At 45.9% G+C, this 17,169-nt stretch carries 6 protein-coding genes; 3 read left to right on the top strand and 3 right to left on the bottom strand.

Annotated elements, in window-relative coordinates:
* Positions 1–39: 39 nt before the first annotated feature.
* Positions 40–2,172: a response regulator gene (locus J7I42_RS00655; protein WP_209136835.1), complete on the top strand. Its 2,133-nt coding sequence runs from the start codon at positions 40–42 to the stop codon at positions 2,170–2,172.
* A gap of 1,246 nt (positions 2,173–3,418) precedes the next feature.
* Here J7I42_RS00655 and J7I42_RS00650 read toward each other — a convergent pair.
* On the bottom strand, positions 3,419–5,710 hold the full coding sequence (locus J7I42_RS00650) for a DUF5723 family protein (RefSeq protein WP_209136834.1): 2,292 nt from the start codon (positions 5,708–5,710) through the stop codon (positions 3,419–3,421).
* Between the two features lie 937 nt (positions 5,711–6,647).
* On the opposite strand from J7I42_RS00650, the gene J7I42_RS00645 reads away from it, so the two are divergent.
* Positions 6,648–9,446: a T9SS type A sorting domain-containing protein gene (locus tag J7I42_RS00645; protein ID WP_209136833.1), complete on the top strand. Its 2,799-nt coding sequence runs from the start codon at positions 6,648–6,650 to the stop codon at positions 9,444–9,446.
* Between the two features lie 294 nt (positions 9,447–9,740).
* On the opposite strand, the gene J7I42_RS00640 is transcribed toward J7I42_RS00645, so the two are convergent.
* Together J7I42_RS00640 and J7I42_RS00635 are read right to left on the bottom strand one after the other, a co-directional pair.
* Entirely contained in the window at positions 9,741–14,438 is a 4,698-nt protein-coding gene (locus tag J7I42_RS00640) for a T9SS type A sorting domain-containing protein (protein ID WP_209136831.1), read from the bottom strand.
* Positions 14,439–14,763: 325 nt separating this feature from the next.
* Entirely contained in the window at positions 14,764–15,642 is an 879-nt protein-coding gene (locus J7I42_RS00635) for an AraC family transcriptional regulator (RefSeq protein WP_209136830.1), read from the bottom strand.
* Positions 15,643–16,115: 473 nt separating this feature from the next.
* Here J7I42_RS00635 and J7I42_RS00630 point away from each other — a divergent pair, with 473 nt between their 5' ends.
* Positions 16,116–17,030, top strand: a complete 915-nt coding sequence (locus J7I42_RS00630) for a dihydrodipicolinate synthase family protein (RefSeq protein ID WP_209136829.1) — start codon at positions 16,116–16,118, stop codon at positions 17,028–17,030.
* The last annotated feature ends 139 nt before the right edge of the window (positions 17,031–17,169 follow it).

Raw genomic sequence — 17,169 nt, 5'->3', positions numbered from 1 at the left:
TCCGTGGCAAGAACCTTTTAGTTCTAATCCAATAACTCTATGAAGGAGAAAATATTATATCTGGTCTACTCTATTTACAGCGATATAGTGCATACCGGCCTCCATGAGGGTGTTTCCAAGGATATGCGCAAAAGGATCATCCGCTTCAATCAGTTCATACTGCTCGCCCTCCTGTTGAACTTTATTTCCGTTTTTTCCTACTTCTACCATAAACTATATATAAGCGCGTTAGTAAACATTACCTCCGCTTATTTCTTTTTGCTTGCATTTTATTTTGGCTCAAAACGGAAGCTGGAAACCGGCCGTATCATTGCCGTTATAAATATAAACCTTTACCTCATCGTAATATGTTACCTGGAGGGGCTAAGGGCAGGGGAGTACCTGCTGTATTTCCCTTACTTCGTAGTATTAACATTTGTGGTGAGCATCAGGCGAAATTTTAAAGAACTGTTATCGGTATACTCCATTACCGTTATAGCTTCGCTGGCCTGTGTAAAACTTTGTCCATATGTAAACAACATACAAACTATAAACGAGGCGCTGTATACGCAGTTGTACAGCGGTAACCTGGTTATTTCTCTGGCCATGACCATCATATTCTCCTATTCTATTCTGCAGGTGAATAAAGACAATGAGGTGGCCATCCTGCAGGAAAAAACATTTGGCGATACCATCTTTAATACCTCGCTCGATGGCGTGTTTATTATTTTCAGTCAGACAAATATTATAAACAGTTGCAATAAGCGTGCGCTTGAAATGTTCGATGTAAAGGAGAAGCACGAAATAGAAGGAACCAACATCGAGAACTGGTTCGAAGAGCATCATATAAAGCAATTCAATTCAATAAAAGAATCGCTGTCGGGCGAATCCCGTCCCTGGCAGGGCGAACTGACCCTCACTGCCAAAACCGGCCGTACTTTTTATGGCTTTGTGAGCGTGGTGCCTTTTACTTATAAAGATACCGGGTACACCAAGATCAGTATCCTGGATGTATCATATGTGAAGATGGCCGAGTTTGAGTTGATGAAAGCGAAGGAAAAAGCCGAATCGGCGGCCCGCACAAAATCACGCTTCCTCAGTAATATGAGCCATGAATTGCGTACCCCGCTTAATGGCATCATTGGTGCTTCTAACCTGTTGCTGCAGGAAGAGCACCTCTCCAGTCAGGTACAACACCTCGATATCCTCAAGTTCTCATCAGAACACATGATGATGCTTATTAATGATATTTTGGATTATAACAAAATGGAAGCCGGGAAAGTGGAGCTGGCGGATGTGCCGGTGAATATAAAAGAGTTCATGCAAAAACTGGCTTCGCAGTTCTCGCCACAAATAAAATCAAAAGGGCTGGAGTTTAAGGTCGATATCGATGACCGGCTCGACCTGGAGTTCTATACCGATGAAACCAGGTTGAACCAGGTGTTGAGTAACCTGCTGGCCAATGCGCTTAAGTTCACCCACGAGGGCACCATCACCATGGCGGTGCGAAAACTGTTCTCTTCAAGCGCCAAGTCAACCTTACAGTTTATTGTGATGGATACCGGCATTGGTATTCCCAAGAACAAGCATAAAGAGATCTTCGACAGTTTTACCCAGGCCGATGTAAACACCACCCGCAAGTATGGTGGCACGGGGTTAGGACTGGCCATCACCAAGCGTATTGTGAATATGTTCAACAGCGATCTGTTGTTGGAAAGTGAAGAAAATAAAGGCAGTGCCTTTCACTTTACAGTAGAGTTGAAGATCTGTGAAAACCGGAAGCGCTACATGGAAGACAATATCAAAAACCTGGATTCACTGGAAGGCATCCGGTTACTGATAGCGGAAGATAATCCGGTAAACCTGTCAATAGCCAAAAGGTTCCTCACCAAGTGGGGCATAAAAGTAAGCGAAGCCACCAATGGCCGCGAGGCGCTGGCCCAGTTTAAAAAGGGAACGTTCGACCTGTTGTTGATTGACCTGGAGATGCCCGAAATGGATGGCGCTACTGCATTAAAGGAAATACGTAAAATAAACACTTCTATTCCTGCCGTGGCTTTTACAGCAGCTGTATATGATAATATGCAGGCCGATCTGTTACAAAAAGGCTTTACTGATTTTATACATAAACCGTTCAGACCCGAGGAACTTCATTCGAAGATCTCCTATTTGGTATCGGCGCTGCGCGCTTAGGTGAAGGAGGAAAGAAATAGGAGGTAGGAAGTGGGATGAGCCTGGCAGTGCGACCTTGCTTAAACTTCGGTTCAAGGTATTTGGGTATTATTAGTTAGTTGTAAAAGCGTGCCCGATTTTCACCTTCATATTTCCAACATCAGGAATGCAGACGCATGAGGCATACTTGATCAGATACTGCGGAAATGGTGCTGCTGTACACTTTAAATGGGCCAAATTTGTCAGGCAACCGATTGCAAGACAAGTCTACGTCAGTTTTCCAGGAAAATTGGTAAGGAATTTTTGAATGTAGGTGTATTCCTTCTCGTTTTATTCAACAACCTTTGTATCTTGCATCTCTGTTCAATTGTATAGCGTAGTCAGTATTAGCCGAAAAAACAAAGCCATGAGAAAGATTCCATCGAATGTTTCTTCACTCATTTGTGGCTTGCAGCCGCATCAGGCAATGGGGAAGACCAATCAAACTACAGGTTTTCAACATTTAACAAGCCAGTTTTTTTGCAATCCAATTCTAATTACTGCTGTAAATTCCAGTTCGATTACCGGTTTCCTTTTACGGTAACACCAACGGGGCTTCGGACAAGTCTGAACTCCTTAACCATTTATCCTAAGCAGTTTTATTCTGAACGATAAGTCAAATTATCATATATCATTTCCGGGTAAAACATAGCCGCAGCAATCTCCCGGAAAACAACACGGTTGCTGCATAATTTTCTCATGTGACTCGCAGCCCTTAGTCTTAGGGGCTGCCTTTTTTTTAGTACCCGCCCTATCCGCTATCACTTCCACAACATCAATTATAAAGTCAAGCCTACTTTTATAAATTATTACACAAAGGCATTCGCTTTTCAATGTAACTTATGGTTGTTCATTAAACACAAACATATTCGTGAATTGGTGAAAAAGAAAAGCGGATGTGTCAAAAGTAAACGGGGTCAGAGAATGCTATCAACCGAGCCTAATGGGGGGCTGGCAGGGAACTTACCCGGACCTCAAAGGGATAAAGTCCCTGTGAAGCCCCTGTTAGGTCCTTGTTAGGTCCCTGTTAGGTCCCTGTGAAGTCCCTGTTAGGTCATAAAAATTCCGGGTGCAATTGGGGGTAAATAAAAGTGCGAGGTCGCATAAAGAACTTTCACGATTGCCGACTTCGTCCGCCGAAGCCCTGGCGAAGGCGGATTCACGATATAAAATAAAAAGGCCCCGACATTATCGTCGGGGCCTCTTTATTATTATAAGCGTGTTATGCTTATTGATAGTTCAAATGCAGTTCAACACGTCTGTTTTTAGCACGGCCTTGTGGCGTTTTGTTAGGTGCAATTGGTTTTGAATCACCAAAACCTTGTGCAGTGATCCGGCTTTCAGTAATACCTTTTTTAATGAAGTAGTTCTTAACAGCCTGAGCACGTTTTGCAGAAAGCTTTAAGTTGTTTTCTGGTTTACCTAAATTATCAGTGTGGCCTTCAATGCTGATCTGCAGGGCAGGGTCAGCTTTCAGGACTTTAACAACGATGTCTAATTTAGGATAAGAAACTTTCTGAATAATGTCTTTACCCGACATGTAGTAAATAGCCTTAGCTGCAATAGCTACTTTCTTCACTACATCCTGTTTAATTTCAGGGCAACCACCGTTGGCTGGTTTACCAGGTGTGGAAGGACATTTATCTTCTTCGTCGTTTACACCATCGCCATCAGTATCGGGGACAGGACAGCCATTGTATTTGGCCAAACCGGCAACTGCAGGGCATTTATCTTCTTCGTCGTTGATACCATCTTTATCAGTATCAGGAATAGGACAGCCATTGTATTTGGCAGTACCGGCAACATCAGGACATTTGTCGTTTTTGTCGGCAACGCCATCTTTGTCTTTATCAGGGCAACCAGACAATGCTACTTCACCAGCAACATCAGGGCACTCGTCTTTTTCATCAACAATACCGTCATTGTCTTTATCGTGTGTAACTTCTTTAACTACTTCAACCTTCTTAACAACAGTATCTACACGGGTTTCAACAATTTTTTCTACTTTGATCTCTTTGGTCTCTTTGATCTCTTTGATCTCTTTAGTCTCTTTAGTCTCTTTAGTCTCTCTAACTACTTCTTTAGTCTCTTCTATTTTAGTTTCCTCTTTCGGCGCGCTTCTATGTCTGTGTGTTTTTACACGTTGATAGATAGGCAGGGTCATACCCAAATAAACATCGGCAGAAGAAACATTTTGTTTTCCTAACATGTTGCTCAGGATGGTGCCTGAACCCAGATACAGGAATCCGAGACGCATACCTGCACCCCAGGTAGCTTTCTTATTGAGGGTATTGTAATATAAAGGAGAATAAAGGCTGAACCATTTTTTCTCTAACCGTGGAGTTACCGTGTACGTGGTAGCATATTGTGCACTGGTCTGGTTCTTATCGCGGTTAATGAGGTTTACAATGGTAGCAGCATTGATGAACAGGCGTTTGTAAAGATGATAGTCAATGTCGAAACGGAAGGTAGTAGGTAGTTTCACCTTCATCTTATCGGCATGCGCAAGGGTTTTAAGGATGTTCTCTTTTTCGAGACGGGTAAAATATTCATCCAGGTTTTCGCCATCTTTTTTGTCCAGGTCATCGGTTGTTTTACCGGTAACATTAGCAGCATAGCTGTTGCCATGTGGAGAGTTGTTATAGTTGATGGAGCCGAGGTCGTTTAATGAAGCGTTCACCCGTAATTTATAAGGTGTTTGGTCGGTGGTGATCCAGGCGCTGCTTTCAGGTCTCCACTCATAAGAGAATCCCACGTCAAAACCCCATCCATGGTTATCGGTCATTTTTTTCAACACGTCATCCATATTGCCATCCAGACTATCCAGGTTGTTGGAGTAACGTACGTTCACATCCCCCTGGAGCTGGTTAATGATGTCGGACTTGGAGATATTTACTGCCAGTTTGTTGGAATAAAAGGAACCGGCGCCCAGGCCCACTACATACTTACCGGTAACACCCATTTTCAACAGGTGGTGAGGCGCGCTCCAGATGATACGGCCATATGTTAAACCGGCTTCAGCAAAAGCATGTGCTTTAAACTGCAAATTACTTTCCTGAAAAGTTTGATCATAAAAGGCATCATTGCCTTTACCGAAAAAACGGAAGGTATTATCACTGAGGTTAAACTCATTGATCAGGGTACGTGCGCGGGTATACAACCCAACGCCGCTTTTTTTGCCTGATGTAAACATGAAGGAAGGACCGAGGATGTCGGTATTGAACCACATGTTCTTTTTGTCGGTATTACCCGATTTAAAGTAATCCTGGTTTTCAGTGAGGTCCGAGAATTTGAATTTTTTGAACTTGTCGTTCTTTAATTCATACGCATTGTTACCGGCTGTAGTACTAAAGGCGAAAAAGTTGATGTTCACTTTGTACTTGCTGGCGGCAACATTGGCCGGGTTTTGCAGCATACCCTGAAGACCAGAGTAATTGTCATACTGATAACCGATAAATGATTGAGATAAGCCAAACAAGGGTACGCAACTTATGAGGCCTAGCGCAAGGCTTTTTTTCATGACTTGGGAGTTTGGAGTTAGTTAAGGCGTTAATTATCCTTTTACAGGCTAATTAAAAGCGCCGCAAGGAAATTTAAATTGTGTGAAAATTAAAGGATTATATATGCTATAAATCAAATTAGCTATTGGTTTATAAGGGTTTATGTTAGTGGCAGTTGTGCGATCGTGGCGGTATACCCCATTTCGGGCATTGTCAAACGGAAAAAGGGGCCATCTATTGTATTGATCCTGTCTTGATTTACCAGCGATAAGACATTATATATTACGATTTGTCGTATGTTGAAATGTGTGTGTTTTGCATACATACTATGTGTATCCGAAAATTGGAATAATTGCATAAATGGTTCTTTCTTCTTACTTTCGACCCTCCTTAGATCAATAACCTCCCTGAGCAACACTGAGTTTCCCTAAAACAATACCCATAATCGTATGAAAGCCTTAACTCAACCGGTTTCCCGGCAATACCTGAAGCTATTCCTGAAAATTATAGTGATCTCTTTATGGGCGCTGTGTATTTTATCAGCAGCTATAAAATGAAATTAAAAGCCCTGACAGCATCGTCCCGGTTCTTTGTTGGAAGAAGCAGCGGGCAGCTATCACTTGCCCTGTAATATAAATTCTTTCAAATATTATATTCCCGCCATTATTATCCCTCTAAGGATGAGCCTGCTTCATATTCATATGTCGACACGATATATACATGGAATGGATATGCGAAGTATTGAAAACGTACTACTTTTAGCGTTGCATCATTGACCCAAACCCTGGATTGAAGAAAGCCCTTTGCCGCTAATAACGTTTACTACCGGTAATATATATTGGTAGTAGTTGTCCCCATTTAACTATTATATTCTTCTTACTTCCAGCCACCATTCATCAATAACCTGCTTGATCAAAAAATCAAATACCGAACCCTTTTAAAACAATTCCGTTTCGTATGAAAAACTTTACACATCCGGCCTTACGGTCCTGGCTAAAGTTATTCCTAAAAGTTATTGTCTGTACACTATGGTTGTTGTGCATTGTTTCAGCAGCCATCTCGCGCGATTTGCGGCTGCCGCATTTGGGGCAGAATCCGGGCGACCAAACGGTTTGCGCCGGTTCAAGCCCTGTGTTTAGCATAGGCACTGTTACCGGCACCAGCGGTACCACTACCATTCAATGGGAAGTGAGTGTTAATGGTGGTGGTAGTTATAGCACCGTCTCCAATGGCGTCAGTTATAGTGGCGCCACCACAGCCAGTTTAACTGTGCTGAATGTTTCCACCGCATTGAACGGAAACAGGTACCGGTGTGTAGTAACCGATGCTACAGGCTCAACAGTTTCCAATGCGGCCCTGCTTAGCGTAAATGCCACCCCGGCTGTTTCATCAGCTACGAGAACCACAACGGTGTGCGAAGGTGCTACCGGGGCAGGTTTGCAGGTGACCAATGATCCTGCACTCAGCTATCAATGGCAGGTAAGTTCCAATAACGGTGGTTCCTGGAATAATGTAAATGCGGGTGATGGCTATACCGGGGGTACTACGAATGACCTTACCTACCCCGCAGCTTCCTTGTCAATGAATGGTTATTTATTTCGTTATACCGCATCCAATAGCGTTACAACCTGTAACGCTACAAGTATTGCCCTGGATACCCTACGGGTATTGTCGAAACCGGTATTTACCGGCGGGACAGTTTCCCCGCTTTCAGCTACCATATGTCCTAATGGGAATACCGTTTTTACTGCAAACCCAACGGGGGCAGCCGCCATGGCCTATCAATGGCAGGTAAGACAAGTGTTGCCAACCAGTGGGGTATTTGCTAATGTAAGCGATGACGCCGTTTACAGCGGCGCACAAACCAAAACCCTGAATATAACTGCTTTTACCGGAGCTGCCGGAAGTTCCTGGCAGGTTCAATTGGTGGCCAGTTATCCGAGTACACTGGGTTGTGCGTCTTCCAGTTTGGGTGCCATCATTATACGTACACTGCCTTCCGTAGCTGTTCAACCAAAAGATACTACGGTTTGTGCCAACAGTCCTGCGGGTTTTAAGGTAACTGGCAGTGGTAGCGCCACATTAACTTACCAATGGCAAACCGACAATGGCACTGCAGGTGTTAGCTGGTCGAATACAGCCAGTATTGGTACCGTACCCACTATACTTGAATTAGGTCCGGTTACAACGGCTATGAATGGCTTCCGGTACCGGGTAACAGTCAGCAACAGTTGTACACCACCAGCTACCTCTGCAGAGCGGGTACTCACTGTTCGAAGATCAGGTACCTGGCTGGGTTACAAAGACACCAAATGGGAAGAACCAATGAACTGGTGCGGCGGTATCCCAGATAGGACCATCGATGTACTGGTGCCCAACTGGCCCTCGAATATGCCGAATATAAGCGATGGTACAGGGACTGCTTTATTTAAAAGCCTTGAAATTGAAAATGCGGCCCGGCTTACCATCAGCGGAGGTGCGGTTGAGAACATGACAGGCCCGTTTAATTTGCAGGGAACGGTGATCTATTCAGCCCTTCGGGAACAAACTGTTTTTCCCGCTGACCACGGCTCTCTGGAAATAAATGGTACTGGCAATAAGAGCTTAAGCAGCCCTGTAGCTATAAGCCATAACCTGGTTTTGGGCGGTTCGGCCAAACTGGTTACACGCACCAATATCCTTACTATGAAAACAGGGAGTAATCCTGTTGTGACCAGCGCATTTAATGATCCGGCTACCAGTTGGATCGTTACGGGGAACGGGAATGCCGGTGCCGCCAATACGGGTATCGGTGGTTTGCGTATTGAACAGGTTGATGCAGCTGATGGCGCGGTATTGTTCCCCGTTGGGCCTACCCCCACGGCTTATAATCCGCTTCAATTAACCAATGGTGGTACCGTAGATCATTTTACCGTTGCGGTCAACGATCAAACAATACCAGGTGGCATTTACGCTGCCGGTGTGAACCGGACCTGGCTTGTGTCTGAAGCCGTGGTGGGTGGTAGTAATGTAATGCTTTCGTTGAAATGGCAGGGCAATGAAGAACAATCCCTTTTTGACAGAATACAAACCCAGATCATCAGATCGAACGGGAGCCAGATCGTTGAATCAAGTGCAAAAGCACCGGCCAGTGGCGGCGATCCATATGCCCGTGCCGATGGGGCCTTTGCTACCCTTACTCAATTTAGTGTGGCCAGTAGTGCAGTAGTTCTGGCTGTGCAATTAAGTTCATTTACCGTACAAAGATCAGGGAACGGGGCTGTTGGTCTGGCCTGGAATACAACCGGGATCTCATTGCCTGAATATTTTGATGTGCAAAGATCTGCCGATGGGGTGCACTTTGTTACTATTGGCAGAGTGGAGGGCGAAAGGGATAAGACAGCTTATAACTTTACCGACAATGTACCAGGTACCGGCATAGTATACTACCGGCTGCTGATGATGGACCTGCAAAATGAAATGGTGGCAAGCAGCATCCGGTCAGTTGTATTGAACAGTAACAACCTGGCGCAGCTAAGGCCTTCAGCTACTGCCGGCACCATAACAAAAGTGTATATACAATCATCAAAGCAAACGGTAGCCAGCCTCTATGTAACCGATATTGCCGGTCGAATTCATCTCCGTCAATCGGTATCAGTGAATAAAGGCGAGAACCTGTTGCCCCTTTGGATCGGAGATCTGGGCAAAGGAGTATATTATGTACATGTGAAGAGTGGAGATGGGAACTCGCAGGTATTGACACTAATGAAGCAGTAAGCAACTTAATTGTAGAAATATAAAAAAGGCCCCGACGGTTTCGTCGGGGCTTTTTTGTGGTGTCAAGCCGAAAGCGAGAATGAGAGTTGTGAGTGGTGAATGGTGAGTTGGCTCACTAATTTTATGAATTCTGAGTAATCGCGAGCCACTTTCACGTTTCACGTTTCATCTACCAACTGGCGGAAGTCTCGAATTTCGCGAACCCATTGACGACCGCAAGCATCGGCACTCGCGAAAAATGTAGACGGCTGAATAATCGGCAACCCACTCACCACTCACAACTGATCACTGCCCTTATTTCACAAGCATCAATTTACCCGTATAAGACTTGCCATCCGTATTGATCAGGTAATAATAAGCGCCTGCTTTCATTTCTGTAGCAGGAATAGTTACCTGGTATTTGCGGTTGGCTGTTGCCATGCCTTTAAATAAGACCTTTTCGCAAGCGCCCAGCGCATTGTACAGGCTTATGGTGGTAAGCGCGTTTTGCGGACTGGTAAATTCAATCACTCCATACGCTATTACTGGATTGGGGTATGCTTTATATGTAAAATTGCTTACGCCAGTTACCGGAATGGTTTGTTCTCCTTTTCCGGCTGTGGTTACTTTACGCGCCCCACAATCAGAATAATCTTCTGTTACTTCTGTAAAGTCTATTGTGTTACAGCCATTGATCGGGTCGGTCACGGTGATGATATAGGTACCGGCGCCACTGGTTGTTGTGGTAGCAGCCATATCTACAAAATCAGGTCCCAGCCATAGGAACTCCGCATTGGGTGTAGTCGTAATGGCCGAGAGGGTAACAATCGGGTTGGCGCAACTGATGGGGCTGTTATTCGCAATGGTCACAACCGGTGCGGCCGTGTTTTCAGCTACATTGGTCGACTTACTGGAGGTACAGCCATTGGCCTGGTTAGTTGCAGTTAATGTATATAAGCCCCCGTACGTAACCGTTGCTGATGAAGAGGAGGAGAGATAACCCCTGGGTCCTTCCCATTTGTAATTCACATCCGATGATGACGAACTTCCTGAGATGGTTACGCTGCTGGTTAAACAGGTAATGATACCCGAGTTGTTGATCGAGATCTCGCCCGGATGAACGGTGTTTTCTTCCACGATTGTATTGGCGCTGGCGTCGCAACCGGTTGCCGCATTGGTTGCTTTAAGAATATAGGTGCCGCCTTTTGATATGGTCGGATTCAAGATAGTAGCGGTGAACCCGTTTGGCCCCGTCCAGCTATAAGTGGTGCCGTTTGCTGAAACAGTACCATTGATTACCAGGTTAGGAGTAATACAGGTAATCGATCCGGTGTGGCTGGCAGTCACTGCCGGTCTTGTTGTATCCTGGCTCACGGTAGCGGATGCAGAGGCGGTACAACTGCCCACGGCCACAGTTAAGATATAGTCGCCTGGTTTGGTAACAACTGGGTTTTGCAGGGTGGAGGTAAAACCATCCGGCCCGCTCCAGGTGTAGTTTGCGCCTGATGTCGCAGAACTTCCCTGAAGCGTAACCGAATTGTTTAAGCAGTTAATAGCCCCGCCTGTTGCATTGGCTGTTATATTGGCTGCTCCTGTTGCCACTACTTGCATGTTGTCAAAATAGTAGAACTCATCATCACCGGTAGCCCTGGCCCTTACAATGATCCGCAGGCTGGTATAAGTGCCATTCTGGATAGCAGTGGTCAGTGCCGTAGGGGTAGTGCTATGGTTGTTTATTACCCCTTTCTTTTCAGCAAATAATACTTCATTCCCGTTGTCGAGTTTGTAATAGAACCGGATGTAATCGGCATAATCGCCGGTTTCATTCATCACGGCATTATTGATGATAGAACTTCTTACGAGGGTGGAAACAGCTATGTTGGTCTTTTGCGTAATGTCAATAGAGGCTGAGGTCCATACAGATTCTCCTGTTGTGGTACAGTTGCTGATCCTTAGTTCATTATTAAGCACGGAGATCAGGGCCGTAGTCGGATTTTTAGTGACCGACCAGCTGGTGGCGCCATTATCGGAAGTAGTGCCATTGGCCAGGGTGAAATCTTCCAGCCAGGTAGCACTGATGGTATTACTGAATGTTACAGTTACACTGGTATTGCTGGTACAGCCGTTCAGCGGGTTGGTCACTGTCAGGTTATAAGTGCCTGCCTTGCTAACCACCGGGTTTTGGGCGGTGGAGTTGAAATTGTTCGGGCCGGTCCAGTTATAACTAACACCCGAAGTGGGTGATGTTCCTGAGAGGGTTGCCGAAGAACCGGTGTTACAGGTTAAAGGTCCGCTCACTGAAGCGGTGGCGCCGGGTTCTGTTTTATTCAGGGAAACAAGCGCTGTATCGCTTCCCGTGCAACCGGTGGAAGGATCGGTAACCGTAAGCGTATAAATGCCCGCTGTTGAAACCGATGGGTTTTGCGTTGTTGAGGTAAAGTTGTTCGGGCCAGTCCAGCTATAACTTACGCCAGAAGCAGTAGAGCTACCGGTAAGCCCAATGTTGGTATTTGTACAGTTCAGGATGTTTGTGGCAGTAGCCAAAGCATTCACTAACGGCAGGGTAGTACCGTTCACCTGCATATTGTCGAAATAATAGAATTCGTCATTACCGGTGGCACGGGCCCGTACCACAATTTGCAGACTGGTACCAGTTAATCCGGCACTTGATATGGGTGTATTGGTGGTACTGTGGTTATTGATGATGCCCAGTTTTTCGGCAAACAGCACTTCCGTACCATTATTGAGTTTGTAATAGAACCGGATGTAATCGGCATAATCACCGGTACCATTCATCACTGCATTATTGATAATGGAGCTTCTAACGCCTGACGAAATGGAGACGTTCGTTTTACCTGTAATGTCAATTACGCCAGAGGTCCACACGGTTTGGCCTGTGGTTGTACAGTTGGTGATCCTGATCTCATTGTTGAGCACAGAACAAACCGCAGTAGTGGGGCTTACAGTTGTAGACCAGCTGGTAGCGCCAGCGTCGGAGGTAGTGCCATTGGCCAGGGTAAAATCTTCGGACCAAAATGTGGCGGTTGTGCCGCCGGCTGTTACGGCAACGGATTGTGATGCGGTGCAACCATTGGCCGGATTGGTTACTGTTGCGGTATAAGTCCCCGCGGTACTAACCACCGGGTTTTTCGAGGTGCTGGTAAACCCATTGGGGCCCGACCAGCTATAGGTAGCGCCGTTTGTTGATGAATTTACATTCAGGGTAATACCCGATAAACAAGCCAGGGTGCCACCCGTAGCTGTGATAGTAGGTGCTGTTTTGTTTTCGGTTACTGTAGTAGTGGCGGTTACCGTACAACCAGAGGCCAGGGTAGCAGTCACTATATATTGTCCGCCCGCATTCACCACGGGGTTTTGCAGGGTAGAAGAAAAGCTATTGGGGCCTGTCCATGACCAGGCAGTTACGGTGCTGCTGGCGGTGGCCGACAATTGCGCCGATGCCGTACAGGTTACCGTGCCGGTTACGGAAGGGGTAATGGTGGTAGTGCCTGCATTACTACCGGTCAATTTAATATTATCAAAAAAGTAACGTTCAGTAGGATCTGAATTGCTCATTCTAATGATCACCTGCAGGGTATTACCGCTCAGGGTTGGGGAGGTAAAGGTCATGGAACCTGTTGTATTGGTGGTAGTGCCAATACCAGCCAGGTCTTCATAAGCCAATGTTTCTGCGCCACCATTCAATTTGTAATACACCCTGATGTAGTCGGTTGTTTCAAAAGCATCATTGGTGCTGGCCAGTTCACTCCGCAGGTCAACCGAAAAGCTGACATTTGTTTTGGTTGAAATGTCAATGGCCTGGGATGTCCAGGTGCTTATTGCCTGACCGGTATAAGAAACTTTGAACTCATTGTTTTGTACAGAATAGGTGCCAACCGTACCTGTGCTGGAGGATGACCATTGAGTAGTACCAGCATCGGAGGTAGTTCCGTTGGCCAAACCGGCAAAATCTTCGAGCCAGAATGTAGAAATGGCACTGGCTGCAACCGATACGGATTGTTGCGCGCTACATCCGTTGGCGGGGTTGGTCACCGTGACTGTATAGGTGCCGGCTGTACAGACCGTGGGATTTTGGGAAGTAGAACTAAAACTGTTTGGGCCGGTCCATTTATAGGTAGCGCCGCTAACGTTGCTGGTGGCGCTGATGGATACGCAGGAGCCACAGGCCAGGGCCCCACCGGTGGCTGTAATGACCGGGGCCGTTTTATTTTCTGTTACCGTAACGCTGGCTGAGCCGGTGCCAGTGCTATTGGAGGCAACAACGGTATATGTACCGGCTGTGGTTATGGTTGGGTTTTGTGCAGTGGAAGTATATCCGTTAGGGCCCGACCAGCTCCAGGTAGTGGTTCCCGTGCCAGTGGCGGTAGCAGATAAACCCAGTGAGGAATTAATACAGGTAAGTATACCTCCATTGGCGGCTGCTGCCGTTACATTGATCGCTGATAAAGCGCAGGGGCCTTTTTCTTTAAATACCCTGTATTCTTCAATATAGTATTTGGAGGTTTGGGTGCCGCCATTATTGTAGTTATAGATCTTTACCACCAGCTGTACATTACTGCCGGTAAGGGTACCGGAGATAAAATCTAATGTGCCGAAATTACCAGTGCGCGAGTCCAGTGGCGTTTCGGCGCCCCCATTGATCTTGTAAAAGATCTTTACATATTCCGAGCTATTCATATCTCCTTCTGCGGTAACCTTTACGGCCACCTGAAAGTCGGAATAACCAGCGGTAGAAAACACCCGTGAATACCAGATGCCTTCGCCACCCAGTTCCTGGGCATGCAGGCGGTTTGATTTTACGGCGAAATAACCAGTAGTACTTACACTGGAAGCATCGAGATACCACCCTGTTGCCGAAGCATCGGTGGTGGTACCGTCTACTTGTGAGAACCTGCCTGTAATGATGGGGCATTCAGGCGTAGCCGATAAGTAATTGCTAAGTAAAACAAAGAACAGTAATAAAGAAAACGGTTTAGGTATTCGTTTTTGCATATATAGGGAATTTGTTCGCTTATACGGTTGCGTGCAGGGCAAAGCATGCCCGCCCGCCTTAGCAGGGATAGCTATTAGTAAAAGGTTATATTAATGGATGGCACCATGCGTAGAAGGCATGGAATAGGGGTAATGTATGGGCGTAGGAAAGGCTGGCTATTATAGGGTTGTCTTTAACGCAGGTTATTGCAGGCGTTCAAATTAATAACAAAGTTTCCGGGGAAACACATTTATTTTCAGCTTATCCTTTTAACAGTGCCTGTCAATCGATGATAAGTTAGAATTATATACAAGATGAGGGGTATGAAAGAATGAAAATATATGATCAGTTTACTTTCTGCATGTATTCAGTAAGGAACTTTTTGGGAGGTTGTCCGGTGATCTTTTTAAAAACGCGGTTAAAGGTAACGGCATTGTTAAACCCGCTTTGATAGGCAACGGCTGCCAGGCTATCAAAATGCTCGCCTACTATTTTCTTACAGGCTTCATTGATACGCACTTCGTTCAAAAAGGCAACATAGGTTTTTAAGGTATGTTTTTTAAAGTACCTGCAAAAAGCCTGGGGGGTAAGGTGGGCCACATCGGCAATTTGTTTAAGCGTAATGTTCTCGGTATAGTGCGCCATGGTATACTGATAGATGTCGTTCATGCGCAGTCCTTCCGATTCGGTGATGGCGCTTTCAGTTTGCGTATTGGAGAGGGATTTGTATTGTTTGATGCGGCAGAGGGTTTGCAGCAATTGAATAAAGAATGCCAGTCTGATGCCATTTCTGGCTTCTTTTACCAGTAACATTTTTTTACTGATGTCCTGCTGGTAGGAAGCCGGTACCTGTAAGCCGGTGCAGGTAATATCCATAAATTTTTTAACATTATTCATTTCCGGTAGATCAAGGATCTTTCCAAAGGGACCGCGCAGGTCAACAAATACAGTAAGCGCATGAATGTCTTTCTGGCTGTTCTTTTCAAAGTAATCCGGGTCGCTTTTGAACAGGTGGGGTTGGTTGGCGCCCAGGATATAGATGTCGCCCGATTGAAAGCGTTGCATACAGGTGCCGGCTATAAGGGTTCCTTCACCTTTTATGATCCAGGTAAGCTGGGTCTCATTGTGACGGTGCAAATGATTGTAAAAATGTGGTAACTTATCTTCCTGAACCATGATGGAATGTTCCTGCGAAACCGGTATGGTGAAATGAACGACTTTCATTTGCAGTAGTTTGGTTGGTTTACCAATATTACCAATTTTTTCTCACAGTGCCGCGCAGGAAGTTAATATTGGTTAAGAAGTGGTGAATGGGCAGAAGGCAGAAGGCAGAAGGCAGAAGGCAGAAGGCAGAAGGCAGAAGGCAGAAGGCAGAAGGCAGAAGGCAGAAGGCAGAAGGCAGAAGGCAGAAGGCAGAAGGCAGAAGGCAGAAAAATTTAGGCGCCGCAAGGTAGTTATTAGTCTCAACAGTCGCGAGTCATGTTTGCCGTTTGCTGTTTGCCGTCTGCCGTTTGCTGTTTGCTGTTTGCCGTCTGCCGTTTGCCGTTTGCCGTTTGCCGTCTGCCGTTTGCCGTCTGCCGTTTCACGATTCACCACTCACCACTGACAACTCACTAGTTAATATCGGTAACAAACTGATTAAAACCCGCTATCCTATACTAACTGTTTCATAATACTTTTATTAAAAATTATTACGAATGAGTATATCATGGAAAGGGATTTTTCCTGCCTTCACAACCAAGTTTACAGCCAATGATACCCTCGACCTGGCATTGTTCGAAAAAGGCTTGCAGTCACAATTGGATGCCGGCGTGGATGGTATTGTATTGGGAGGCAGCCTGGGCGAAGCCAGCACGCTGACAACCGAAGAGAAAGAAACCCTGGTGAAACTGGCCATTGAAATAGCCGGACCAGTACCGGTGGTATTGAACATTGCAGAAGGCGCTACCAAAGAAGCCATCAAACAGGCTGCGTTGGGCAAAAGCTGGGGGGTAAAAGGGTTGATGTTATTACCACCCATGCGATATAAAAGTGATGACCGCGAAACGCTGACGTTTTTCAAGGCCGTTGCACAGTCAACTGATCTGCCCATTATGATCTATAACAATCCTGTTGATTATAAAGTAGACGTAACGCTCGATATTTTTGAACAACTCCTTGAATGCGATAACATCCAGGCGGTGAAGGAATCAACTCGTGATGTATCGAATGTTACGCGTTTGATCAATCGGTTTGGCGACCGGTATAAAATATTATGTGGGGTTGATACCCTGGCTATGGAAGAATTGCTGATGGGCGCCGATGGCTGGGTAGGTGGACTGGTAACCGCATTCCCCCGGGAAACCGTAGCGGTGTATAGATTGATAAAAGCAGGGATGCTGGAAGAAGCCCGCGCCATTTACCGCTGGTTCCTGCCGCTGCTGGAGTTGGATATTCATCCCAAACTGGTGCAATACATCAAGCTGGCCGAAACGCAGGTTGGATTAGGTTCGGAATACGTTCGTGCGCCACGGTTAACACTGATAGGGGAGGAAAGGGAAAGGGTTTTGTCGATCATTAAAGAAGGGATTGCTAACAGACCGGTATTGCCGGAGTTACAGTTTGCGAAATGATGAAGGCAGAAGGCAGAAGGCAGAAGGCAGAAGGCAGAAGGCAGAAGGCAGAAGGCAGAAGGCAGAAGGCAGAAGGCAGAAGGCAGAAGGCAGAAGGCAGAAGGCAGAAGGCAGAAGGCAGAAAAATTTAGGCGCCGCA

It is taken from the genome of Niastella soli, from assembly GCF_017742245.1.
GTDB classification, from domain to species: Bacteria; Bacteroidota; Bacteroidia; order Chitinophagales; family Chitinophagaceae; genus Niastella; species Niastella soli.
Note: the sequence above shows the minus strand (reverse complement) of the source record. Positions and strands in the feature narration are given on the sequence as shown.

Bases quoted from the DNA above. Each gene is read 5' to 3' on its own strand.
- J7I42_RS00630 (WP_209136829.1), top strand. From the start codon at position 16,116: ATGAGTATATCATGGAAAGGGATTTTTCCTGCCTTCACAACCAAGTTT.
- J7I42_RS00655 (WP_209136835.1), top strand. From the start codon at position 40: ATGAAGGAGAAAATATTATATCTGGTCTACTCTATTTACAGCGATATA.
- J7I42_RS00640 (WP_209136831.1), bottom strand. From the start codon at position 14,438: ATGCAAAAACGAATACCTAAACCGTTTTCTTTATTACTGTTCTTTGTT.
- J7I42_RS00650 (WP_209136834.1), bottom strand. From the start codon at position 5,710: ATGAAAAAAAGCCTTGCGCTAGGCCTCATAAGTTGCGTACCCTTGTTT.
- J7I42_RS00635 (WP_209136830.1), bottom strand. From the start codon at position 15,642: ATGAAAGTCGTTCATTTCACCATACCGGTTTCGCAGGAACATTCCATC.
- J7I42_RS00645 (WP_209136833.1), top strand. From the start codon at position 6,648: ATGAAAAACTTTACACATCCGGCCTTACGGTCCTGGCTAAAGTTATTC.